Origin of the sequence: uncultured Paraglaciecola sp., from assembly GCF_937123705.1 — a bacterium.
Lineage (GTDB): Bacteria > Pseudomonadota > Gammaproteobacteria > Enterobacterales > Alteromonadaceae > Paraglaciecola.
Map to the genome: position 1 here is coordinate 53,802 of NZ_CAKZKO010000047.1, position 25,575 is coordinate 79,376.

19 protein-coding genes are annotated in these 25,575 nt (G+C 41.6%); 1 reads left to right on the forward strand and 18 read right to left on the reverse strand.

Features of this window, described 5'->3' with window-relative positions:
- Positions 1–4 precede the first annotated feature (4 nt).
- Both guaA and guaB read right to left on the reverse strand, forming a co-directional pair.
- Positions 5–1,582, reverse strand: a complete 1,578-nt coding sequence (guaA, locus tag Q0688_RS08355; protein WP_299074899.1) for a glutamine-hydrolyzing GMP synthase — start codon at positions 1,580–1,582, stop codon at positions 5–7.
- 76 nt (positions 1,583–1,658) lie between these two features.
- Complete coding sequence (gene guaB / locus Q0688_RS08360; protein WP_299074900.1) at positions 1,659–3,128, reverse strand: IMP dehydrogenase; 1,470 nt, start codon at positions 3,126–3,128, stop codon at positions 1,659–1,661.
- Positions 3,129–3,280: 152 nt separating this feature from the next.
- Here guaB and xseA point away from each other — a divergent pair, with 152 nt between their 5' ends.
- On the forward strand, positions 3,281–4,630 hold the full coding sequence (gene xseA / locus Q0688_RS08365; RefSeq protein WP_299074901.1) for an exodeoxyribonuclease VII large subunit: 1,350 nt from the start codon (positions 3,281–3,283) through the stop codon (positions 4,628–4,630).
- 46 nt (positions 4,631–4,676) lie between these two features.
- Here the strand turns inward: xseA and der are convergent, their stop codons facing one another.
- The 16 genes from der to Q0688_RS08445 all read right to left on the reverse strand — a co-directional run bounded on the left by der (position 4,677) and on the right by Q0688_RS08445 (position 25,082).
- Entirely contained in the window at positions 4,677–6,128 is a 1,452-nt protein-coding gene (gene der / locus Q0688_RS08370; protein ID WP_299074902.1) for a ribosome biogenesis GTPase Der, read from the reverse strand.
- A 96-nt stretch (positions 6,129–6,224) separates the two neighbouring features.
- On the reverse strand, positions 6,225–7,454 hold the full coding sequence (gene bamB, locus Q0688_RS08375; protein ID WP_299074903.1) for an outer membrane protein assembly factor BamB: 1,230 nt from the start codon (positions 7,452–7,454) through the stop codon (positions 6,225–6,227).
- A 10-nt stretch (positions 7,455–7,464) separates the two neighbouring features.
- A complete protein-coding gene (locus Q0688_RS08380) occupies positions 7,465–8,088 on the reverse strand; it encodes a tetratricopeptide repeat protein (RefSeq protein WP_299074904.1) in 624 nt (207 codons plus the stop codon).
- A 71-nt stretch (positions 8,089–8,159) separates the two neighbouring features.
- The gene (gene hisS / locus Q0688_RS08385) at positions 8,160–9,440 is read right to left on the reverse strand and encodes a histidine--tRNA ligase (RefSeq protein ID WP_299074905.1); all 1,281 of its coding nucleotides are present in this window, start codon (positions 9,438–9,440) and stop codon (positions 8,160–8,162) included.
- 131 nt (positions 9,441–9,571) lie between these two features.
- Positions 9,572–10,690 carry a flavodoxin-dependent (E)-4-hydroxy-3-methylbut-2-enyl-diphosphate synthase gene (gene ispG / locus Q0688_RS08390; RefSeq protein WP_299074906.1) on the reverse strand — a complete coding sequence of 373 codons (1,119 nt, stop codon included), beginning with the start codon at positions 10,688–10,690 and terminating at the stop codon, positions 9,572–9,574.
- A gap of 31 nt (positions 10,691–10,721) precedes the next feature.
- Positions 10,722–11,729 carry a RodZ domain-containing protein gene (locus Q0688_RS08395; RefSeq protein ID WP_299074907.1) on the reverse strand — a complete coding sequence of 336 codons (1,008 nt, stop codon included), beginning with the start codon at positions 11,727–11,729 and terminating at the stop codon, positions 10,722–10,724.
- Between the two features lie 9 nt (positions 11,730–11,738).
- Complete coding sequence (gene pilW, locus Q0688_RS08400) at positions 11,739–13,124, reverse strand: type IV pilus biogenesis/stability protein PilW (RefSeq protein WP_299074908.1); 1,386 nt, start codon at positions 13,122–13,124, stop codon at positions 11,739–11,741.
- Between the two features lie 33 nt (positions 13,125–13,157).
- Positions 13,158–14,303: a bifunctional tRNA (adenosine(37)-C2)-methyltransferase TrmG/ribosomal RNA large subunit methyltransferase RlmN gene (locus tag Q0688_RS08405; protein WP_299074909.1), complete on the reverse strand. Its 1,146-nt coding sequence runs from the start codon at positions 14,301–14,303 to the stop codon at positions 13,158–13,160.
- A 123-nt stretch (positions 14,304–14,426) separates the two neighbouring features.
- Complete coding sequence (ndk, locus tag Q0688_RS08410) at positions 14,427–14,858, reverse strand: nucleoside-diphosphate kinase (RefSeq protein WP_007623325.1); 432 nt, start codon at positions 14,856–14,858, stop codon at positions 14,427–14,429.
- A gap of 425 nt (positions 14,859–15,283) precedes the next feature.
- The gene (locus Q0688_RS08415; protein ID WP_299074910.1) at positions 15,284–17,161 is read right to left on the reverse strand and encodes a SurA N-terminal domain-containing protein; all 1,878 of its coding nucleotides are present in this window, start codon (positions 17,159–17,161) and stop codon (positions 15,284–15,286) included.
- A gap of 178 nt (positions 17,162–17,339) precedes the next feature.
- Entirely contained in the window at positions 17,340–17,612 is a 273-nt protein-coding gene (locus Q0688_RS08420; RefSeq protein WP_034899285.1) for an HU family DNA-binding protein, read from the reverse strand.
- A gap of 230 nt (positions 17,613–17,842) precedes the next feature.
- On the reverse strand, positions 17,843–20,215 hold the full coding sequence (lon, locus tag Q0688_RS08425; RefSeq protein WP_299074911.1) for an endopeptidase La: 2,373 nt from the start codon (positions 20,213–20,215) through the stop codon (positions 17,843–17,845).
- 219 nt (positions 20,216–20,434) lie between these two features.
- A complete protein-coding gene (gene clpX, locus Q0688_RS08430) occupies positions 20,435–21,712 on the reverse strand; it encodes an ATP-dependent protease ATP-binding subunit ClpX (protein ID WP_299074912.1) in 1,278 nt (425 codons plus the stop codon).
- 99 nt (positions 21,713–21,811) lie between these two features.
- Complete coding sequence (clpP, locus tag Q0688_RS08435) at positions 21,812–22,453, reverse strand: ATP-dependent Clp endopeptidase proteolytic subunit ClpP (protein ID WP_299074913.1); 642 nt, start codon at positions 22,451–22,453, stop codon at positions 21,812–21,814.
- A 90-nt stretch (positions 22,454–22,543) separates the two neighbouring features.
- Entirely contained in the window at positions 22,544–23,854 is a 1,311-nt protein-coding gene (tig, locus tag Q0688_RS08440) for a trigger factor (RefSeq protein ID WP_299074914.1), read from the reverse strand.
- Between the two features lie 505 nt (positions 23,855–24,359).
- Positions 24,360–25,082: a hypothetical protein gene (locus Q0688_RS08445; RefSeq protein WP_299074915.1), complete on the reverse strand. Its 723-nt coding sequence runs from the start codon at positions 25,080–25,082 to the stop codon at positions 24,360–24,362.
- Positions 25,083–25,575: the final 493 nt, after the last annotated feature.

Below are 25,575 nucleotides of genomic sequence, written 5' to 3' on the forward strand. Positions count from 1 at the left end.
GAGATTATTCCCACTCAATAGTCGCGGGAGGTTTGCCAGAAACATCGTAAACCACCCGTGATATACCATCTATTTCATTGATAATTCGATTCGATACTTTACCCAAAAAATCATAGGGCAAATGTGCCCAGTGCGCAGTCATAAAGTCGATGGTTTCTACGGCTCTTAAGGACACCACCCAGTCGTATTTACGCACATCGCCCATTACGCCAACAGACTTCACCGGCAAAAACACGGTAAAAGCTTGACTGACTTTTTGGTATAAATCGGCGGCGTGTAATTCTTCAATAAATATCGCATCGGCGCGGCGCAGTAAGTCGCAATATTCCTTCTTCACTTCACCTAGCACCCGCACTCCTAATCCTGGTCCTGGGAAAGGATGGCGATATAACATGTCGTAAGGTAAACCTAATTCTAACCCAACTTTACGCACTTCATCTTTAAATAATTCACGTAACGGCTCGACTAAACCCATCTTCATATCATCTGGTAAGCCACCCACATTGTGATGAGATTTAATCACATGGGCTTTACCCGTTGCCGATGCAGCTGACTCAATGACATCAGGGTAGATAGTGCCTTGGGCTAACCATTTAGCATCCACCAGCTTCTTAGACTCTTCATCAAACACTTCCACAAATATGCGGCCAATGATCTTACGTTTTGCCTCAGGCTCATCGGTGCCAGCAAGGGCATCAATAAACCGGTCTTCGGCATCGATCTTGCGAATATTTAAACCAAAGTGGTCGCCAAACATATCCATTACTTGTTGGCCTTCGTTCAGCCGCAGTAAACCGTTATCCACAAATACGCAGGTCAGGTTTTTGCCAATTGCACGATGTAACAGCATCGCCACAACAGAAGAGTCAACACCACCAGATAGACCTAAGATCACTTGGTCATCACCGATTTGTTTTTTCATTTTTTCGATAGCGTCTTCGATTATGGCAGCTGGAGTCCAAAGTTTTTCACAACCACATATATCCAACACAAAGTGCGAAAGAATTCGTTCACCTTGGCGAGTATGGGTCACTTCTGGATGAAACTGCACGCCGTAAAATTGTTTTTCTTTATTGACAAAAGCGGCAAAGGGGCAACTTTCTGTCTTGGCCGTGGTTTCAAATCCGGCAGGCGCGGCGCTGACTTTATCACCATGGCTCATCCACACATCGAGTAAGGCATTGCCGTTGGCTCCGACATGATCTTCAATGTTGTTAAACAAAGGCATATCGCCAACCACTTCAACCTGTGCATAACCAAACTCACGTTTATTTGAGCCTTGCACCGCTCCACCAAGTTGCTCGGCCATTACCTGCATGCCATAACAAATACCCAACACAGGCACGCCGGCTTGGTACACATATTCTGGTGCTCTGGGTGAATTATCGGCATGCACCGACTCTGGGCCGCCCGATAAAATAATACCGTTGGGGTTAAAGGCACGAATTTGCTCTTCGCTCACATCCCATGCCCAAAGTTCACAATACACCCCAATCTCTCGAACACGGCGCGCTATTAATTGGGTATATTGAGATCCAAAATCGAGGATCAAAATACGTTGGTCATGGATATCTAAGCTCATATGAGTACTCTTTTAAAATAAATTGAATGTGTAAGTTGTTCTATCCCTCAACAACTTACATTTAAGCTATTGCAAACTAGCCTAAACGGTAGTTTGGCGCTTCTTTTGTGATGCTGACATCATGCACATGAGACTCACCCATACCGGCAGCTGTCACTTTGACAAACTGTGGTTTAGTGCGCAATTCTTCGATTGTAGCACTGCCTGTTAACCCCATTGCAGAGCGTAAACCACCCATCTGTTGATGGATTATATTGGCGATGGGCCCTTTATAAGCAACACGACCTTCTATACCTTCTGGCACTAGTTTTTCAGCACTTTTACTGTCTTGGAAATAGCGATCAGATGAACCATTGTTTTGATCCATCGCTCCTAATGAGCCCATCCCCCGATAAGACTTATAGTAACGACCTTGGTATAACTCCACCTCGCCTGGCGCTTCTTCAGTGCCCGCCAACATACTGCCAACCATCACCGAACTGGCACCTGCCACTAAGGCTTTGGCGATATCACCAGAAAAACGAATGCCGCCATCTGCAATAACCGGTACATCGGTACCTTTAAGGGCTTCAACTGCATCAGATACCGCGGTTATTTGCGGTACGCCGCAACCTGTGACAATACGGGTGGTACAGATTGAACCTGGGCCTATACCTACTTTAACTGCATCAACACCAGCATCGGCTAAGGCTTTAGCACCCTCACCTGTAGCCACATTACCGGCAATAATTTGTACATCTGGATAGTCTTGGCGCACTTTTGTGACGCGGTCGATAACACCTTGAGAATGTCCATGAGAAGTATCGATTAGCAACACATCCACTCCAGCATCGATTAACGCTTTGATACGTTCATCGGTTCCAGGTCCTACACTCACTGCGGCGCCGACACGTAGGCGACCGAACTCATCTTTACAAGCATTGGGTTTACTTTCGGCTTTTTGGAAGTCTTTCACAGTGATCATGCCAGTCAGTTTGAAGGCATCATCGACTACAAGGATTTTTTCGATACGGTGTTCGTGCATTAATTCAAGCACTTGTTCAGAAGCCGCGCCTTCTTTAACTGTCACTAAATCGTCTTTTTTCGTCATTACGTTAGAAATAGGCTGGTTTAGGCTATTTTCAAAACGTAAATCTCGACCCGTCACTATACCAATTAGATTGTTATCTGCATCCACCACAGGAAACCCAGAAAATCCATGCTGTTTACTCAAGGCATTAATTTCACCAATAGTAGCCGTGGGTAAAACGGTAACGGGATCAGACACCACGCCACTTTCGTATTTTTTTACCATGCGCACATGTTCGGCTTGTTGTTCAGGCGTCATGTTTTTATGAATAAAGCCGATACCGCCTTCTTGAGCTAGGGCAATGGCTAAACGCGCCTCAGAAACAGTATCCATGGCGGCAGAAACTAGGGGGATATTTAAGTTTACACCACGAGTCAATCTGGTATTGAGATTGGCGGTATGGGGGAGAACAGTTGAGTGCCCAGGCACTAACAAAACATCATCAAACGTAAGGGCTTCTTTGGCTATTCTTAACATGCAATATCACCTATAAATGCGGTTTTAATTGCGGCGCAATTCTAGCTGCTTTAGGCATGGCCGTCTAGATAAATATCACAGGATTTCTCTCAAAATCACTGCTAATTCAGGTAAACTTCTTAGCAATGTTTTTTTAGAGAATCCAGCCGTCAATGTTTGCTGCCCAAAACCCCACAAAAAATATCCTCACCGTCAGTAAACTTAACCGTTTAGCGCGTTCGGTATTAGAAACCGAAATAGGTCAAATTTGGCTGTCTGCTGAAATTTCAAACTTTGTAGCCGCCAGCTCAGGGCACTGGTATTTCACCCTTAAAGATGAACGAGCGCAAGTCAAAGGGGCTATGTTTAAAGGCGCCAATCGCAGGGTGCCACAAAGACCAAAAGAAGGTGATAAAGTGTTAGTTAGGGCTAACATTAGCCTTTATGAGCCAAGAGGTGACTATCAAATCATTGTTGAGCACATGGAGCCAGAAGGTGAAGGGCAACTTAAACAACAATTCGAAATTTTAAAGCGGCAACTCGCCTCAGAAGGTTTGTTGGCTCAAGAATATAAAAAGCCCATCCCTGAACAGGTATTAAAAGTTGGCATAGTCACCTCTCCTACTGGCGCCGCCTTGCATGATATTTTAACTGTATTACAAAGGCGTAATCCAGCTATTGAGGTGGTGATCTACCCTAGCCAAGTACAAGGTGATAGCGCCGCGCCACTTATATGCGCGGCGATCAACCAAGCCAACCTTAGAAACGAAGTGGATGTGTTAATTGTGGGTAGAGGGGGCGGTTCCTTGGAGGACTTGTGGTGTTTTAACCATGAGCACTTAGCCAGAACAATATTTGCCAGTCACATACCTATAATCAGTGCTGTGGGTCATGAAGTGGATGTAAGCATTGCGGATTTTGTAGCAGATTTACGGGCCCCTACCCCTTCTGCGGCGGCCGAATTGGTCAGTCAAGATCAATCTGCATTGCATACTAAAACCTTAGTACTACAAGACAAGTTGCTCAAAGCATTCGGCCAAATTTTACAAATGGGTAATCATCAACAACAACATATAAAGCAACGGTTATTGCAAATTCACCCACAAAAACAACTTGAACAAAAAAGTCAGTATGTGGATCAGTTGCAAGCGGTATTGCAGTCTTCTATTAAGCAAAGACTCTTGCAAGCCACGCAACAGCAACAACATCTAGATAGCCGACTGTCCTTGTCTTCGCCACAAAAACTGTTACAGCATCAGCAATTGGGATTACAGCAACTACATACTAAGCTACACAAAAGTTACCAACAATTAATAGATAACAAACAAGAAAAACTGCGTAACAATCTGCATTTACTCGATACCGTTAGCCCATTAGCAACATTGGCACGAGGCTATAGCATCAGTTATAAGCAGGATGAAATTGTAAAAAACATTCAACAGGTGCAAGTGGGTGATGAATTAGTAACACGTTTAAAACAAGGAGAAATTCGCAGCCAGGTACAAGAGGTCAAAGCACTTTAGATCCTAAAGTGCCTTATACCAAATAGGGTATTACAGCGGACTTACCTTACTTGGCATTTTTGTGCATACGCATAAGTTGTCTACGTTTGCGGCGCTGGGAATCATTTAACGAACTATGATCCGTTTCATAGGGATTAGCGCTTTCTCTGAATTCAATTTTGATAGGCGTACCCATCACCTTTAAAGATTTACGGAAATAGTTCATTAAATAACGTTTATAAGAATCCGGTAAATCTTTAAGTTGGTTGCCATGAATAACAACTATAGGGGGATTGTATCCACCAGCATGAGCATATTTCATTTTCACTCTGCGTCCACGCACCACAGGGGGCTGATGATCTTCTTGGGCCATATCCATAATACGCGTCAACATTGAAGTATTGACCCGTTTAGTGGCTGAAGCGTATGCTTCTTGCACTGACTCAAATAAATGCCCTACACCAGTACCGTGCAACGCAGATATAAAATGTAAGCGTGCAAAATCGATAAAACCTAAGCGTCTGTCTAACTCTCGTTTTATTTCATCTTTCACGCTTTTATCTAGGCCGTCCCATTTATTAACAGCTACCACTAAAGAACGTCCGGCATTTAAAATAAAGCCTAATAGACTTAAGTCTTGGTCGGTGATCCCTTCTTGCGCATCCACCACAAATAACACCACGTTAGACTCTTCTATGGCTTGCAGGGTTTTAACAATAGAAAACTTTTCTACCGCTTCTGAAATATTTCTGCGTCTTCTGACCCCAGCGGTATCAATCAGTACATATTCTCTATCGTCGCGCTCCATAGGAATAAAAATACTGTCTCTGGTGGTACCGGGTTCGTCATACACCACTACGCGTTCTTCGCCTAAGATACGATTAGTCAAAGTAGACTTTCCTACATTAGGCTTGCCTACTATTGCCAGTTTGATTGGCAGCGCCTGCAGCCTAGCCAACTGTTCATCTGCGTCTATCTCTTCGAGGGGCTCATCACTTTCTTCTGGGATATGCATATCGGGAAATTGTTCCGCGATAGGGGCTAAGGAGTGTTGCAGTAATTGCGTAACGCCTCGGCCATGAGCCGCTGCTATTTGGTTGACATCACCTAAACCTAAAGCAAAAAAATCGGCACTTTCACTGTCGCCGTCTATACCATCTACTTTATTGGCTACCACATAAACGGGTTTCTCTTGTTTACGCAAATGTTCGGCGATGCCTTGATCTGCCGCAGTCATGCCAGTTCGGGCATCCACTAAAAACAGTACAAGGTCAGCTTCAACAATAGCCAGCAAAGATTGCTCGGCCATGGCCATATCAATGCCTTGTTCGTCACCACTTATACCGCCTGTATCGACCACAATAAATTGCAAGCCTTCGTACTTAGCCGTGCCGTATTTTCTGTCCCGCGTTAGACCGGGAAAATCAGCTACCAACGCATCTCGAGTGCGCGTTAGGCGATTAAATAAAGTAGACTTTCCTACGTTTGGGCGGCCAACTAAGGCTACAACGGGTAACATAAATACATATCCTGTAGACAAAAACGGCTTGGAATTATTCCAAGCCGTTAAAAATTATTAGTGCAATCCTTTAGTCGCAATTGCATAAAACCTAAGCTATGGGGTTTTAACCGATACTAACTTACCATCACGTGTTTGGGTGTATAGGTTGTCGCCATCTACAATAGGTGCGTGATAAATACTTTCATCTTCATCATCATCACCAACTTCTAAACGCGCTACAATTCTACCATCAGTTTGATCAAACCAATGTAAATAACCATATTTGTCACCTGCCACTAAATAATTTCCGACAGGTGTTACTCCCGTTAATAAACGTTGTTTAAGGGCCCCTTGGCTCCATAGCTCAACGCCATTACGGCTATCCAGCGCATACACATTACTGTTTACATCAACTAAAAATAGTGTGTTACCCGCTAGTGACAAACGACGATAAGACTTGTACTCACGTTTCCAAATCACTCGTCCAGTGCGTAATTCAACCACCACTAAGGTGCCATCGTAAGAAATAACATAAACACTGCCGCCTACCACTAAGGGTTCGCTATCAATATCTACTATGCGTTCTAACTCGGTTACACCTGTTGCCGCTGAAATCACTTGCTCCCAAGCGGTTTGGCCTGTCTCAAGAATGTTGACTATCAACTTTCCTGTTGCCGTACCAATAATAGCTCCGCCGTTTACAGCCGAAGGAGAAGATACGCCACGTAATGACAAAGGAGGCACGTCAGTCTCAAACGACCAAATTTCTTCACCATCATCGGCATTAAGGGCAGAAACAAATCCAGAGCCGGTGCTAATTAAAACCACACCAGCGTCAATTGCAGGCGCCGCCAACACTTCACCTTTAACTTTTGTGAGCCATTTTTGCTCTCCAGTATTGGCATCTAATGCGACAACTTCACCATTCTCTGTACCGAAAAAAACTGTTTCATAAGCAACAGAGATACCGCCTGAAATTTTGGCTGACAAACCATCAGACCAGAGATTTGTCACTCCAGAGGTCAAACCTTGTTCATCGAAAATCGCAAAATTCTTAGACCAAATTTCTGTACCCGTCTCCTGGTCGAAAGCAGCAACTAAGCCTTGACGATTGGCAGCAAACACCTTGTCATAGGCGACAGCGGGACGAAGCTTTGAGTAATATTGTTCAATGCCAACACCTAAGTCTACGGACCAGTTTTTGCTTGGTGTAAACTCGACATTGATGGGTTTTAACCTACGGATTTCTAACTCATCATCATCGTAAAACCAATTACTAACAGTGGTACAACCCGTTAAAAAAAGACTAGTAGTTAACAGTATGAGAAAAAAGGATTGCTTCACAATTTTCACCCTAACCATTTGCCGCAACGGCTAAATTATCCAACTTCATTTTCAAAACTTGGTCACGGGTGTTGGTTTCTAAAGCAGCGCTGTAGGCAGCTCTTGCTTTATCAAACAACTGCTGAGCAAGGTAGACATCACCTTTTATTTCTTGGCTTTGACCTTTAAAGGCAGGATCAGTTATCTTGTCGGTGCTGGCTAATGCAAGTTCTAACTCGCCTTGTTCTAGTTGTATACGGGCCAATCGAAGTTGCGCCACAGATTGAATGGCTGATAGAGACGCGTTATTAGCAACAAATTCTAGTTGTTTCGCTGCTTCAACTAAATCTTTACGTTCTATGGCCTGTTTCGCCATTTCCAGTGCCATTAATGTGGCATATCCAGTGTCGCTATGACTATCGATAAAAGTATTGGCTTGACTGAAACCCGCTTCTCCTTTTAATAGTTGCTCTGAGGCTTTTTCGTAGGCAAATGAAGCCTGCTCTTTAGCAGCGATTTGAGAGTCGTTATAATAGCGCCATCCTACCAGGCCACCTAATCCCAACAATGCGCCGACTACCAAAGCAACACCATTTTCTTTCCAAAAGCGTTTAATGGCTTCGATTTGTTGTTCTTCTGTTTCGTACTGTTCCATTATCCAATCCTATTACTGCTTGGCTATCAACTATCTGATAGCACATAATGTTAATTCAAAAATTTACGCTACTAGAGGTTAAACAACGAACCCGCAAACTGAGCTAATTCGCTAATCAAAACCGTTTTTTGTGGCAACTGTTGCCGCAAATACTTAACTGTGACTTGCTGTGACGACATTTCATCTTCACCAATGATAAGAGCAATACTGGCACCACTTTGATCCGCTCGCTTCATTTGCTTCTTAAAATTGCCCGCCCCACAATGATCCATCACTCTTAATTGCGGTAAGCTATCTCTTAGTGTTTCACTAAGCTGTCTGGCATAGAGTTCCACAGACGCATCCATAGCCGTGACATAAATATCTACAGCCGAGACCAGATTTTTGTCGAGTTCCAATGTTTGTAGCATTAGCACTAAACGCTCAAGCCCCATGGCAAACCCTACGCCTTGAGTCGCTTTACCGCCGAGTTGCTCTACTAAACCATCGTAACGCCCACCAGCACATACTGTACCTTGCGCACCTAAGCTGTCGGTAACCCATTCAAATACTGTGCGATTATAATAATCCAAGCCTCGTACCAACGCTGGATTGACCCGATATTGGATACCTAAGCTGTCTAAACGTTCACACAATCCTTGAAAATGTTGCGCTGACTCTGCATCGAGGCAATCCATTAGGCTGGGTGCATCTTTTACCACGTTTTGCACCTGTGGATTTTTGCTATCTAACACCCGCAATGGATTGCTTTGCAGCCGTCTTAAACTGTCTTCATCCAACTCAGACTCCCGAGTTTTCAAAAAAGTGACAAGTTGCTCTTTGTAGGCCGCTCTGGCTTCTAACGAGCCAAGAGAATTAATTTCTAAGGTGAGATACTGGCTGATACCCAGCTTTTTCCATAATCTGGCGCTAAGCAATATCACTTCTGCATCGATATCGGGGCCGGCTAAGCCAAACGCTTCCACCCCAAATTGATGAAACTGCCGATAACGTCCCTTTTGCGGGCGCTCATGACGAAACATTGGCCCCATATACCATAAGCGTTGCTGTTGATTGTACAACAAGCCATGTTCATTTCCTGCACGTACTACACTTGCTGTGCCTTCAGGACGCAAGGTAAGGCTATCTGAATTACGATCGGCAAAGGTGTACATTTCTTTTTCAACTATATCGGTCACTTCACCAATAGAGCGTTTGAATAGGTCAGTGCTTTCAACGATAGGTGTACGGATTTCTTGATAACCATAACTGGCAACCACTTGGCGAAGACTCGATTCAAGGTACTGCCACACCCCAGAATCAGTGGGTAAACAGTCGTTCATTCCTCGAATGGCCTGAATTTTTTTCGACACTAACAATAATCTCTTATTCAATAATTAAAAAAAGCCCCGCATTATAGGGACTTTGAAGATAAACGTAAAATATTGAAGAAAAAAACTCGTGAATTAATCATGTAAATTTTATTCTTGGCAGCAAATTAAGGTTAACCTAAGTGCTTGACTGCAATTTTACGGCTTTCATCAAGCTGGTTGGCCTTAGCTCGTATACGTTTTTCAAGCTGATCAACTAAGTCATCGTTCGCCAAACGTTCTTTTTGACGAATACCGTTTAAGTAAAAACCACTCATATTACGGGCACCTGTTAATCCTAAATCTGACACTTCTGCCTCACCAGGACCATTGACTACACAACCAATGATAGAAACATCCATAGGTGTTAGTAAGTCTTCTAAACGCTGCTCTAGGGCGTTGACTGTGTTGATCACATCAAACTCCTGACGAGAACAACTTGGGCAGGCAATAAAATTAATGCCTCTGGAACGAATACGTAATGATTTTAAAATATCGAACCCGACTTTTATTTCTTCCACAGGATCAGCTGCCAAAGAAATACGAATAGTGTCGCCTATCCCTTCAGCTAACAACATCCCCAGCCCCACCGAACTTTTCACTGCGCCAGCGCGTATACCACCAGCTTCGGTAATGCCTAAATGTAAAGGTTGTTCTATTTGTTTAGCCAGCTCGCGATAAGCGCCTACCGCTAGAAACACATCTGACGCTTTAACACTCACCTTAAAGGCATCAAAATTGAGTTTATCTAAGATGTCCACATGCCGCATGGCTGATTCAACTAAAGCTGCGGGGGTGGGCTCGCCATACTTTTCTTGTAGATCCTTTTCTAATGAACCACCGTTCACGCCAATTCGAATCGGGATATTTTTATCTTTGGCACAGTCCACTACCGAGCGCACTCTTTCCATGCTGCCTATGTTACCAGGATTAATACGTAAGCAATCCACTCCGTACTCAGCCACTTTTAAGGCAATACGATAATCAAAGTGAATATCCGCAATCAGGGGCACTGTGACTTGCTGCTTGATTTCTTTAAACGCCTCGGCCGCATCCATAGTGGGTACCGATACCCTAACAATTTCGCCCCCAACGCCTTGAATGCGCTTAATTTGCGCCACAGTTGCAGCAACATCTGTCGTCAAGGTATTGGTCATTGATTGCACCGCAATAGGCGCACCGTCACCAATAGGCACATGTCCTACGTTGATTCGTTTCGAAGCTCGGCGTTTTATAGGTGATTCGGCAAACATAGGGATAACTTAGCTCTATTTATTCAGTCAATTATTCAGATACGGGTAAATCAAATTTAGCGCTACGCCCGGCAGGCAAAAAGGACAAATCAACAGCCTCTCCAGCATAACTAATTTTAACGACTTGTGGCGCACCTAAAGTAACCACAAAAGGCGGAATTCCTGTTATGGGCATCACTCTGCCTTTGGTTTTTACTCCATAAGCAATATCTTCGCCTGTAGCATCAGTCAAATTCATCCAACAGTTGTCAGAAAACTCGAAAACCAACTCAACTGGCTCGGAAATTTCTGGTGTGATTGTTGCGTTCTCTGTTAATAGAACATCTTCTGTCGTTGCTGTTGAATCCATTTCAGGCTCAGTACCCTCAAATGTAGCAGCTTGTCCCTCTGAGTTTGGCGCTACCACTCCGTTTTCCTGTGCTAGTTCAGGCTGCACTAAGCTAATAGTTGGCGAGTCTTCTAAAGAGATATCATCTTGCAGTGCTGATGGCTTAGTTGCAGTTATAGTACTTTGTGATTTTTCGAGTGTTGGCTCTACTTTGACATCTGAGTCTTGAACGGCTTTGTCGTTTGAAGCAGAGTCGTTGGCAACCGTTTCAGTATAAGATTCATCATTTGAAGCACCGTTGCTATCCATTGAATTTTGTTGAAACCACCAAATTACGACTAGGGCGATCACTACAGCAACTATTAAATAGGTCACTAACATTAACTTATCGTCATTGGCTTGATGAGTCACTCTGCGAGAAAAGCTTTGCAACTTTGCAGGCTCTTTACTCTGTGAGTTTACACATTCAAACGCTTTAAGGATCTCTGACTCGTCAACCGAAACTTGTTTTGCATAGAGCTTTAAGTAGCCTTTCAAAAACGTCTGCGAAACATCCATATCGTAATTGTCTCGCTCCAACGCTTCAATGACGACTTTTTTTAGCTTTATGCGGTTAGCAATATCTTGATGAGATAGATTCGCTCGTTCCCGGGCTTGCTTTAATATTTGCCCCGGCCCTTGCAAGGTCACTTCTTGTTGTTCTTCACTCATAGTTCAGCTTTACTCTACAACGCTTGGGTCAACTAAGGTTAACTTACTTCCAACTAAAATAGCCGGTGCGTCGGCTAAACCATTCCATTCTATCAGACGTTGCATTTTGATGTTATAAAGAAGCGAAATCCGATATAAATTATCGCCTTTAACAACAATATGGAAGTCAGGTTTATCCAATTTTTCTAATACTGTTTGGTTGTTCTGTTCTAGTTCTGACTCTGGAACCAAAGTGGTCTCTGGAGAAATGACAGTAACAGGACTTGGTGCTGTGTCAGATGTTTTATCTGAAGCAAATTCAGATGCAGTCGTTTGTGGAACTGTTGTTCCTTCTATCTCAGGTTCAGGCTCCAGCTTTACGATTGCTACCGCAGCCTCCTCTGGTTCAAATTCAGATTCTGGCTCCGACTCCATTCCTGATACTGGCTTAATGACAACAGCCCCAACTTCTTTAGCAACTTCTTCAACAACTTCTGCTGTGGTATCAGGGTTATTTGATATGATCACTACATCGTTTTTTTCAACCTGAACCACTGTATTCTCGGGTTCTGGTACTATTGCCTTCTGTAAGTCTGAATTATTCTCATCTTTTATAGGGGGGACTAATTTACTCACAACCTTTTGACTGGCTTGTTTTTCAGATAACACAGACTTTGTCACAGGATGGCTTGGAAAAATCCTGAGTAACATGTCTCTATATCCTTTTGCTCCAGCTGAATTACCTAACCCCTGCTCTATCTTCATCGCCATCAATAAACTTTGAGGATTCACACGAGATGTTTTTTCGTAACGGCGAAGCACATCTTTTGCCTCTTGCCAGTACTCAGCTTCAACCAAAGAACTTGTGAGCAAAAACAAGCTATTAGTTCGACCTGGTTGATGGTTAACAGCACTACGTAAATACTGAATGGCCTCTTCAGGTTTGCCTTGGCTTTGACTACATAGTGCCAAGTTTTCATAGGTTTCTGCGCTGGAAATATAACTGTTAGTATTGACTGCTTTCAAAAAATATTTTTTGGCCTTCTCGTAATTACCATTTTGACATAAAAACGCACCGTAACTATTGGCAATGTTGGCATTATTCGGAGCAAGGTCCATGGCAAACTGATAAGTTTTTTCGGCTTTTTCTAATTCGCCGACACTTTGGTAATAATAAGCCATGGCAAAATTAGCGTCGGCAGACCTAGGTGCAAATTCTAGGGCTTTATCTAAATTAAACTTAGCTTGGCTATAACTACCATTTTTTAGATAGGTTAAGCCAAGAGACACACGGTTTTTAGATGCTTCTAATTGATCAAAGTTTTCGGCTGTTTTTATGTTATTTTGGCTCACGCATCCACTCAGAAGCAGCAGTATAGAGAAGATAACACTTGTAATTTTGAGCATGGAATTCATTAGCACCTTGTTAAAATATCGCCGCTATAAATCTTATTGTGCCATCTTGACTGAAATTGTCTCGCCCTTCAGCTGTTTTTTTAACATTCTTTTAGTGCGATCCACAACATCGCCCACTAATTGGCCACAAGCGGCATCAATATCATCGCCTCTAGTACGTCGAACAACAACAATAATTCCGTATTCTATAAGGACTTTAGCGAAGCGATCAATGCGTGAGTTGCTAGAGCAGGTATAAGGAGATCCTGGATAGGGGTTAAATGGAATTAAATTTATTTTACATGGTGTATCGGCAAGCACTTTAGCCAACTCATGGGCTTGATCGGTACTATCGTTAATACCATTTAACATCACGTACTCAACTGTAACTTTACCCTGGTTAGCATTTGACTTGGCCAAGTATCGTCTTACACTGGCTAAAAACACTTCAATTGGGTATTTTTTATTAACTGGGACAATTTCGTCACGAAGAGCGTTATCAGGGGCATGTAATGAGATAGCCAAAGCCACATCAATTTGATCGCCAAGCATATCAAGGGCTGGCACAACACCGGACGTACTTAAAGTCACTCTGCGTTTAGACAAACCAAAGGCTAAGTCGTCCAACATAAGCTCCATGGCGGGCACTACATTTTTAACATTTAGTAGTGGCTCGCCCATACCCATCATCACTACATTAGTAATCGGGCGTTTGGCCGAATCATTATTCAAACCAATAGTGGTGGCTACGCGCCATACTTGGCCGATGATCTCTGAGACTTTTAGGTTTCGATTGAATCCTTGTTGGGCGGTGGAACAAAAAGTACATTCAAGGGCACAACCAACTTGTGAAGAAACGCACAAGGTGGCGCGATCGCCATCAGGGATCCAAACGGTTTCAACTTCTTGCCCCCCGTCGAGCTTTAAAGCAAATTTAATTGTGCCGTCTGTCGCATTCTGCTGGTACGCAATCTCTGGCGCTTTCACTTCACATTTTTTGTTAAGCTTTTCACGCAGTGCTTTATTGAGATTGGTCATTTGATCAAAATCAGCCACACCTTGCTGATAAATCCATTTCATAACCTGCTCTGCTCTGAAGTTTTTTTCACCCATTTCTTTGAAAAATGTGCGTAAACCGTCTCGCGTTAAATCAAGTAAGTTAATTTTTTTAGGATGGGCAGAAACCACTTCAGTTGTCACAATAAACCTCAATACTTAAACTAATCTGCTGTCATTTTAACCGATTTCTCAATTTTTGCAGTAGATACAATAATTAACGCAAAAGGGAGCCGAAGCTCCCTTTATTTAAAGCATAATTTGCGCTTAGCGTGTGCGTGGGCAGATTTCTTCGTCGCTAAAGAAATAAGCAATTTCACGAGCTGCTGATTCTGGAGCATCAGAACCATGGCAAGCGTTTTCATCAATTGAAGCGGCGTAATCTGCACGTAAAGTGCCAGCAAGTGCTTCAGCTGGGTTAGTTGCACCCATGATTTCACGATTTTTCAAAACTGCGTTTTCGCCTTCAAGTACTTGAACCATAACAGGGCCTGATGTCATGAAAGACACTAAAGCACCAAAAAATGGACGCTCGCTATGCTCTGCGTAAAATCCTTCTGCTTGCTCTTTGCTCAAATGCAGCATTTTAGACGCAACAAGTCTTAGGCCAGCCGACTCAAAACGATTGTAAATTGCACCGATAACATTTTTAGCAACTGCATCAGGCTTGATAATAGAAAAAGTGCGCTCTAAGGCCATTTTTTGTAACTCCAGTATTTGTAATATTTGGTCCTAATATTCGCCCCATTAATGGCAAATAAAAAGACAGATAAAATTTCGCGCGGATTATATGCAATTAGTAAGCAAATACCTAGTATAGATTGCATATTATTCTGTGAACCTTAGAATCAAGATTAACAAAGCTTTAAGAAGAGATGATTTTGATAAAATTTTTGGTGCTAATTCCGGTTATATTAAGTTTGCTATGGTGCATTTACTTGAAACAGAAACACTATAGTTTGGGTGATGGAAAACAAGGGTTTATCTATATTTTTATTTTTTGCGCGGTTATTGCAGGATTTTATGTCTCCTTGTTATGGATCACCGAGTGAATAGCTAGGATGGATCACACACCCATAAAAAAAGAGCGATATACGCTCTTTTTTAAATTTCAATAATCAAGGTTACTGATAAACTTCAATTTCTGCCTGTGCTTTTAGAGACTCGATTACCGCGCCATATAGCATTTGAGACTTGGCCGAAGCCATACGACTCTGGAAAGCGGTAACTTGTTGATCACTTGCCTCTGAAGCAGCATTCACTTTAGTTAATTGCACTAAGCCAATATCTCCGGTAACTAAGTCAACGACACTACTATCTGCCGCAGCTAGTTTAAACAAAGATTCCACTATAGCCTGTGACAAAGTAGCATCGTTTCGAGTAACGCCTTGTTTTTCTTCCCAGCTTAAATCCTGAGAAACTAATTTAGCGGCTACATCTTCCCCGTTATCCAAGGCTGTTTTCACTTCTAGTGCCCAGTCTCTAGCAGCTTGTTGTGCTGCGTTTGCAGACAATGTTTGCTGAATTTGTGCTTTAACCTCTTCCATAGCCTTAGTACGTTCTGGCTCGTGTTTGGCCACTCGTATAACCATGATGTGATTATTACCTAACTCCAACAGATCACTGTTAACTCTATCTTCAACTAATTCATCGCTAAATGCGCTAGCCAACACAATAGGATTAGAGACATTTTGAGGAGCGCTATTGCGAGTAAACAAAGGCGTGGTGTCGATAGACTTCCCCGCTAGATCAGCAACTTCATCTAGATTGTCTGGCACTTCAAAGGCCACTTCAGCGATTCTTTGACTCAACTCATAGAAGCTATCTTCTGCCTTAAAGGTTTTAACTTTAGTTGTTATTTCATCCTTAACATCTTCAAATGCAGTAACCTGTTCTGGCCTAACGTCTGTTAACTGAATGATATGGTAACCAAACTCACTTTTAACAACGCCGCTGACATCTCCTTTATTGGCTAATGTAAACGCAGCATTTTCGAACGCCGGATCCATAACTCCTTTACCAAACCATCCTAAGTCACCACCGTTTTCAGCGCTGAAGGTATCATTTGAATATGTCTTAGCTAAGTCTGCGAAGTTTTCACCGCTTTGGATTTTAGCCAACACCTCTTCAGCGTTAGACGCAATCGCTTCATCAGGCTCTGCACTTTCAAATAATATATGTGCCGCTTGGCGTTCTGCTTCAGTGCGATAATCACCTAAATTTTGTTGATAATATTCAGTAAGTTCACTCTCGCTTACTTCAATAGTCGGCAATAAATCTTCTAGGGTGAGTTCAACATAAGACAAACTTACTTTCTGTTGTGTATCAAACTGACTGATATTACTTTGATAGTACGCTGAAATTTCCTCGTCACTCACACTCACTTGGTCTGAGAACTTAGCTGCAGGGATATTCACATAACGAACATCACGAGATTGTTGCTGCATGAGGTAGGCTTTCTTTGCTTCACTGGTTAAGGCGAATTCAGTCCCAATTAATGACTGAGAAATTTGCCTACGTACCATATCCACACGCATGTAATCTCTAAAGTTATTGGTCTGAAATCCTGCTTGGCGCAAAATGGCTAAATAGCGGTCATTGTCAAATGTACCCTCTACTTGAAACTCTTGCATGGCCACTATGGCTGATTTAATTTGCTCGTCACTTACTCTCAAGCCTAATTCTTGTGCGGCTTGATCGAGCAGTTTTTCACTAATAAGACGGTCTAATATACCTTTCCTGAAGTTTTGTAGATACGCGGTATCACTTGCTAATGTAGCAAATGCTTCACCAAATTGAGACTCCATTCGCGAGCGTTCATTTTGATAAGCACGTTCTAGTTCATCAAGGCCTATTTCTTCACCATTTACAATGGCAGCGGCACCAGACGCAGACGAATTAAAATAACTGCCTACTCCTGCAAATATAAAACTTAAAATAACTAATGCTAAGATCCCCATTGCCCAAGGGCCTTGTGATCCTTCTCTGATTCTTTCCAACATACTAAAATCCAATCTCCAAATAAGCTATTACTGATAAGTACTGAAGACGTCATAGATTGTCTTAGTCTCAGGCGCGCGGGATTATATACCAATCCGCATTAATAAAACAAAAGTTAAACGCCACAAAAGCAAAAGGCGATGATAAATCATCGCCTTTTGATAAAGATGAACTAAATGATTAGTTACAAGCGTCTTTTAATGCTTTACCAGCTTTAAATGAAGGCACTTTAGCTGCTGAAATTTGAATAGTCTCACCAGTTTGAGGATTACGACCACTACGAGCAGCACGCTCACGTACCGAGAATGTACCAAAACCAACTAATGCTACTTGGTCTCCATCTTTAAGTGCTGTAGTAACCGCACCAGTCAATGCATCTAATGCGCGACCCGCAGCTGCTTTAGAAATATCTGCACTTGCAGCGATGGTATCAATAAGATCTGACTTATTCACAATATGAACCCCTTCCATTGTTATTATATTTTAGCCTGCACATGCAAAGCCGAATGTTTATATCAAGCTTGAAACTGAACTGCAAGCTATATGTTTACAAATTATTAACTTTTATTGAATCGTCTCAATCCCTTTGCTGATAAGGCCTTAAGCGAATCTGATTCAAAGGCTACCACAACTTTTTACAGAGTGAAGCCCTAAAATCAAAAAAAAACTAAAAAAACACCATTTTATGCCTGTTTTTTAGCCTTTTTTGCAACCATTGGCTTAAATTTCTCCGGATGCTCTGCTAATGCTAACGCTAGTACTTCGTCAATCCATTGCACTGGGTGGATACTTAAATCGCCTTTTACGTTGTCTGGGATCTCTTCTAAATCTCGTTCATTCTCTTTTGGAATAATAACGGTTTTAATTCCACCGCGATGCGCCGCTAGAAGTTTTTCTTTCAAACCGCCTATAGGTAACACTTCTCCTCTTAAGGTAATTTCACCTGTCATGGCAACATCACACTTTACAGGATTACCTGTTAATGTAGAAATTAACGCCGTACACATAGCGATACCTGCACTGGGACCGTCTTTAGGCGTGGCACTTTCTGGAACGTGAACGTGAATATCGCGTTTTTCGTGAAAGTCACTGTTAATCCTAAGCTTTTCGGCTCTGCTTCGCACCACAGTCATTGCGGTTTGAATAGACTCCTGCATGACATCACCCAGTGATCCTGTGAAGGTTGTTTTACCTTTACCCACTACTGAGGTTGTTTCTATAGTCAACAAATCGCCGCCAACTTGTGTCCAAGCTAGCCCTGTTACTTGCCCTATCTGATTTGATTTATCTGCCTTACCATAATCACAGCGCTGTACACCCAAGTATTCACTTAAATTATCTTGATTGACTACAACTTGTTTTAGCTTTTTGTCTAGTAGTATATTTTTGACAGCTTTACGGCAAATTTTAGAAATTTCTCGCTCTAAACTTCGTACTCCGGCTTCACGGGTGTAGTAACGAATAATGCCAATTATGGCACTTTCTTCTATGACTAGCTCACCTTCCTTTAAACCGTTACGGGATATTTGCTTACCTAACAAATGTTGAGTCGCAATATTAAGCTTTTCATCTTCGGTGTAACCTGAGAGGCGTATGACTTCCATTCTATCTAATAACGGGCCTGGAATGTCCATGCTGTTAGAAGTTGCAACAAACATAACGTCTGAAAGGTCATAATCGACTTCTAGATAGTGATCACTAAAGCTACTATTTTGCTCAGGATCTAATACTTCTAATAATGCTGATGATGGGTCGCCACGCATATCTGACGACATTTTGTCTATTTCATCGAGTAAAAAAAGTGGATTCTTTACGCCCACCTTAGCCATTTTTTGCACCATCTTACCTGGCATAGAGCCAATATAAGTCCGGCGGTGACCTCTAATTTCAGCTTCGTCGCGCACCCCACCTAAAGCCATCCGAACATATTTTCTACCTGTAGCTTTAGCGATAGACTGCCCTAAAGAGGTTTTACCCACACCAGGTGGCCCTACTAAACATAAGATTGGACCTTTGAGCTTTTTGACACGTTGTTGCACCGCTAGGTACTCAATAATTCGTTCTTTTACTTTATCTAGACCATAATGGTCTGCGTCCAAAATATTATCTGCACGAGCAAGATCTTTTTTGACCACACTTCTTTTCACCCAAGGCACATTGGTTAGCCAATCAATGTAGCTGCGAACAACTGTGGCTTCGGCTGACATGGGCGACATCATTTTTAATTTGGTTAATTCTGCAGTGGCCTTTTTTTCAGCTTCTTCGGGCATTTTTGCGTCAGTGATCTTTTGCTTCAGCGCTTCAAATTCGTCCGGCGCGTCATCTATTTCCCCCAACTCTTTTTGAATGGCCTTCATTTGTTCATTCAAATAGTACTCTCGTTGACTCTTTTCCATTTGCTTTTTAACACGGGTACGAATTTTTCTTTCTACCTGCAACAAGTCAATTTCACTTTCCATCAAAGCCATTAGGTACTCTAACCTTTCAGTAATACCTAACATTTCTAGTACTTTTTGTTTTTCTGCCAACTTAAGAGGCATATGTGCTGCCATGGTATCAGCCAAACGTGCCGCGTCATCAATACCATTTAGCGAGGTCAAAACTTCGGGGGGGATCTTCTTATTAAGTTTAACGTAGCCTTCAAACTGTGAAATTGCTGATCGAATCAGTACTTCTTGCTCGGATTCCGCGAGCTCAGTGTCTGATGAACTCAGTACATCTGCGATAAAAAAGTCATCGGTGTTAACAAAAGTATCAATCTTTCCCCGCTGATTTCCTTCAACTAACACTTTCACTGTGCCATCCGGCAATTTAAGTAACTGCAATATGGTTGCAATCGTACCAACAGTGAATATGTCATCTTCTGTGGGTTCATCTACACCAGCATCTTTTTGGGCGACTAAAAAAATTTGTTTATCTTTATCCATCGCCGCTTCTAAACAGCGAATAGACTTTTCACGCCCAACAAATAACGGAATGACCATATGTGGGTAAACCACTACATCACGTAATGCCAAAACAGGCATTTCAATGGGATTTTCTCGCTTTTTAGTCATACTTGGTCTCGTATTAATTTTCTAAACTCATTGCAGTTGAGTGTGAGTATAAATTCAACTGAAACTGTCATTTTTGGATTATTCGAATATATATGGGGTTAGCCTGCTAAAGTTCAAATGAAAAACTCAAACAAAGCCGTATTAAATTGGCAAGGTGACAAATTACTGATTTTTTTTCAATAAAAAAGGCTCTTTCGAGCCTTTAGTATTAAGTTTACATTATTCTGAAGCCGCTTTTTTATCTACACCGCTGTCGTATATCAAGATAGGTTTTGACTCACCACGAATAACGGTTTCATCGACTACAACTTTACTTACATCTGTCATAGACGGTAAATCGTACATAGTGTCTAGTAATACAGCTTCGACTATGGAGCGTAATCCACGGGCGCCTGTTTTGCGTTCCATGGCCTTCTTAGCTATAGCTTGAAGTGCATCGTCACGAAACTCCAATTCAGTATTTTCCATACCAAATAACGCTGAATACTGTTTAGTTAATGAGTTTTTAGGCTCACGTAATATTTGTATCAGGGCGTCTTCGCTTAGTTCTGCAAGACAAGTCAATACTGGTAATCGCCCTATAAACTCAGGGATCAAACCGTATTTAACTAAATCCTCAGGCTCTACTTTTTTAAGTAACTCTCCTTCTACAGATTTGCTACTGGTACCTTTTATTTCTGAAGCAAAGCCTATTCCTGTGCCAGTATTTGCGCGCTGCTCGATCACTTTATCCAGACCGGCAAACGCTCCACCACATATAAACAAAATTTTGGAGGTATCGACTTGTAAAAATTCTTGCTGTGGATGCTTTCTGCCGCCTTGAGGGGGGACAGAAGCGATAGTGCCTTCGATAAGTTTAAGTAATGCTTGCTGAACACCTTCACCGGATACGTCTCGGGTGATTGAAGGGTTATCTGATTTACGAGATATTTTGTCTATTTCGTCAATATAAACAATACCACGCTGGGCTTTCTCTACATCGTAATCACATTTTTGCAATAGCTTTTGAATGATATTTTCAACATCTTCACCTACGTAGCCCGCTTCTGTTAAGGTGGTAGCATCAGCCATAGTGAATGGCACATCTAACAATCTAGCAAGGGTTTCTGCCAATAGTGTTTTACCACTACCCGTAGGCCCCATAAGTAAAATGTTACTCTTACCTAATTCGACGCCTTCATGTACGTCACCATTTCTTAAACGCTTGTAATGGTTATAAACGGCTACCGAAAGCACCTTTTTCGCGTGTTCTTGACCTATTACGTAATCATCAAGATGGGCATGGATCTCTTTTGGTGTAGGTAGATCATCTTGTTTCTTTTTCGGTGCAATTTCTTTGATTTCTTCACGAATGATGTCGTTACATAAATCAACACATTCATCACAAATAAAAACCGATGGGCCAGCAATTAATTTTCTGACCTCGTGCTGGCTTTTGCCACAAAAAGAACAATACAAAAGTTTGTTGTCGTCTTCGCTACTTTTTTTATCACTCATTTACAATCTTTTCCTATCTCTGACTGATTCAGTCTTAAACCTTTAGTTACTTGCTATAACTCTTTAAGCCTTAAGACCTCTCATAGCGTCACTCTATCATTATTCACTTTTTGTGTCAGCTTGACTGGTGTCTGGTCGGCTCGACAATACTTGGTCAATCAAACCGTATTTCATTGCTTCATCTGCACTTAAAAAATTATCTCGGTCAGTATCTTGAGCCACTTTTTCGTATTTCTGGCCTGTATGCTCAGCCATTAATCGATTCATTTTCTCTTTAATAGACAGAATTTCTTTAGCATGAATTTCAAAATCAGACGCTTGGCCTTGAAAACCACCTAAAGGTTGATGGATCATCACCCGTGAATTTGGTAAACAATAGCGCTTGCCTTTTTCACCCGCAGATAACAAAAACGCGCCCATACTCGCCGCTTGACCAATACACACAGTGCTTACATTTGGTTTAATGAAGTTCATGGTATCGTAAATCGCCATACCAGCTGTCACTGAGCCGCCAGGAGAATTAATATACAAGAAAATATCTTTTTCTGGATTCTCGGCTTCTAAAAAAAGCATTTGAGCCACAATAAGATTAGCCATATGGTCTTCAACTTGACCGACTAGGAAAATAACGTTCTCTTTTAATAATCGAGAATAGATGTCGTATGAACGTTCGCCTTTAGCAGTTTGCTCGACAACCATTGGAACTAAGGCGTTTGTTGGATCAAAAGGGGTATTCATCATATATAAAAATTCTTCACAAATAAAAATGCTCGGTAGTTACCGAGCATTTAAGCAGTTGCAGACTAGATAAGTCAATTAACAAAAGGCAAATTAAGCCTGTTTGTTCATTATCTTATCAAAAGTTTTCTTCACTTCTTTCACTTTGGCTTGTTCAAGCAATAATTCAACTGCTTGTTCTTCCATGGCAACATTGTTCATTTGTTGCATAAGCTCATCATTATTTTTGTAATATTCGATGACTTCTTGTGGATCTTCATAAGCAGATGCGGCGGTTTCAATCAAGGCATCTACTTTTGTAGTATCGACTTTAAGGTCGTTAGTTTTAATCACTTCACCTAACAACAAACCAATGCTAACCCGCTTACGCGCGTTTTCTTCAAACAAATCAGCTGGCAACTCAGGCATATTTTCTACATTGCCACCTTGCTGCTCGCTGAAACGCTGTTTAGCTTGCTCGCGTAACGCATTGATTTCTTGATCAACCAGTGCTTTTGGCAAATCAATTTTGTTTTTCTCTAGCAAACCTTCGATTACTTGCTCTTTAACCGATGCTTTTACAGTTTGATCTAATTCACGTTGCATATTTTTACGTACTTCAGTGTGAAGCGCTTCAATATCACCGTCTTCGATGCCGAATAATTTTGCAAATTCTTCATCCACTTTAGGTAAATCTAACTGTTCAACCTTTTTGATTGAAATAGTAAATTGCGCGGCTTTACCTTTAAGTTTTTCAGCATGATAATCTTCAGGGAAAGTTACATCAGCAACCACTTCTTCGCCAGTTTTATTACCTACTATCGGCTTTTCAAATCCAGGGATCATGCGATCCTTGCCCATTTCTAGTTCAAAGTTTTCAGCTTTTCCGCCTTCAAACACTTCACCATCAATAGTACCAACAAAATCAATAGTTACTTTGTCGTCTTTTTTAGCCTTACGCTTAACTTCTTTGTACTTAGCATGTTGTTTACGTAAAGTATCAATCATGCCACTTAAATCTTTGTCACCAATCTCAACTACTGGCTTTTCGATCTTAATCTTAGCCACATCTTTCACTTCTACTTCTGGATACACTTCAAAAGCAGCAACAAACTCTAAATCTTTACCATCTTCGTCCGTTTTCATTTCGAAGCTAGGCATGCCTGCTGGGGTGATTTTTTCTTGGGTGATGGCTTCATAGAAATTGCGCTGCATAACTTCACCAGCAATCTCTTGACGTACGGCTTGGCCATAACGTTTTTTAATAACATTAACAGGCACTTTACCAGGGCGAAAACCATTAATTCTCTGGGTTTTAGCTAATTGCTGTAAACGAGACTTAACTGCAGAATCAATTGACTCAGCAGGAACGGTAATAGTAAGACGGCGTTCTAAGCCTTTGTTCGTCTCAACGGAAACTTGCATTCTGATACCTCAATTATGCGCATACTTGCGCTTATATGTTATTTATTACTAATGGGCTTTTATCGGCGTAAAATAATTATTATACGGTTACACTTTTTAGTGCCCGAATCCCCCTGACAAAAGGAAAAATTTCTTTCTAGCCAGGATAGCCTGATAAAAAGACGCAGTAGTATAGCGATAGCGATAACGCAAGTCGAGGGTAAAATGACCTGCATTTACATAGTATTAGCGTTTAGTTACTGAATAACGACTTTATACTCTGAAAATCCGTCTGAGATCAGGTCTTGTTTTGGTCTTGAAGTACAATATGCAAATATCCACTTGAACAATTCTGAGATTAAAAGGCAAGACCTGCACACATAATGTAAAAAATGCGTTTTTTAGTTTGCAATACACATTAAGCGCAGTAGAAATTTTCTATTTTTGTTGTGCTAGGTAAGCTTTAAATGAAGGAAGTTTGTTGAAGAAAACTGGACAACACATATAGAAGTTGCCCAGCTCTTGACTAGGAGCGACGCACTCTTAAAGCAAATACTCCCCAAGCTAGCAGAAATATAGTTGCAGGTGCTGGTATCCCTGTTGTTGGGTCTGTACCATTAGGATCGCCAGCCTCATCTAAGAAGAAATTATCCAGCCCCATTCCCACTGCTGTACTACCACTATCGTTAGTAAAAGAGAACCACGATATATCGTCGAACAGACTGTTAGTTGGATTGATGGTGATTAATGGATCTGGTCCTGAGCCTAAGCCCCAATTATCGGGCAGCACATTGAAAATAGAACTAGCTTTGTCAGTGTTGATTGAAACTAATTCACTGCCAGTAGCGTCACCACCTCCAGTGGAAGTATTGGTGCTAACCCTAAAGCCACCCAAATCAAAAGTGGTTCCATCTACTTTAGAAACACGGACTTCAGATACTTGACCAAACGGCCCTTCATCCCAATGCCAGTGTACAACATCGTTTCCTGTGCTGTAGTAGTCACCAATAATCGAGGCAAATGCACTAGGAGCTCCTGAAAAAGTAAACTCAAAAATAAACCCACTTTCCACGTAAGAGGCTACATTTTCAAATGAGGTCGAGTTATCTGTTGTATCTGTGGTGCCATCGTTAAAGGTGACAGTACCACCGGTAAAACCCACTAGCGTTGATTGTGCCGACAGACTGACAAGCATAGATGCCGCTGCAATAAGACTAGATAACTTAAGACGAGACAATTGTTTTCGCATAATAAAATCTTCCTTTTAAAATTAATATTATTATCGATAGAATACTAATTAATCTTAGACATCACGCTATCCACTCACATAAAGCATATATAGTGCCATATCCTAACTTCATGATATTTATTCATTTATTAAATAGGTCAAATTTAAGTTGTAAAGTTAATTGACACTAAAACGGCTATATTGTGTAGCTTTAGCGACACAGATCACCGTAAGAAATAAACCGAGCCACCCAATCTTAATATACCCAGAGTACATTATTGCCAAGGTAAAATAGATAAAGTAATAGCCTTTACTTTTTGGTATTTCCCCTCTTAGCCAAATAAAATAGTTAACCCGAATTCGGGATAAGGAATGTCGAAAAATACAGATTTGCATTTATATTTCAAAGACTTACTTTTATTAAAACTAATACAATCATTCAAATCATGGGTAAGTGGTGCTAGTTTTGTTCTTATCAAGGCGTTCATTATGTTGTGTAGTCACTCTACACTCA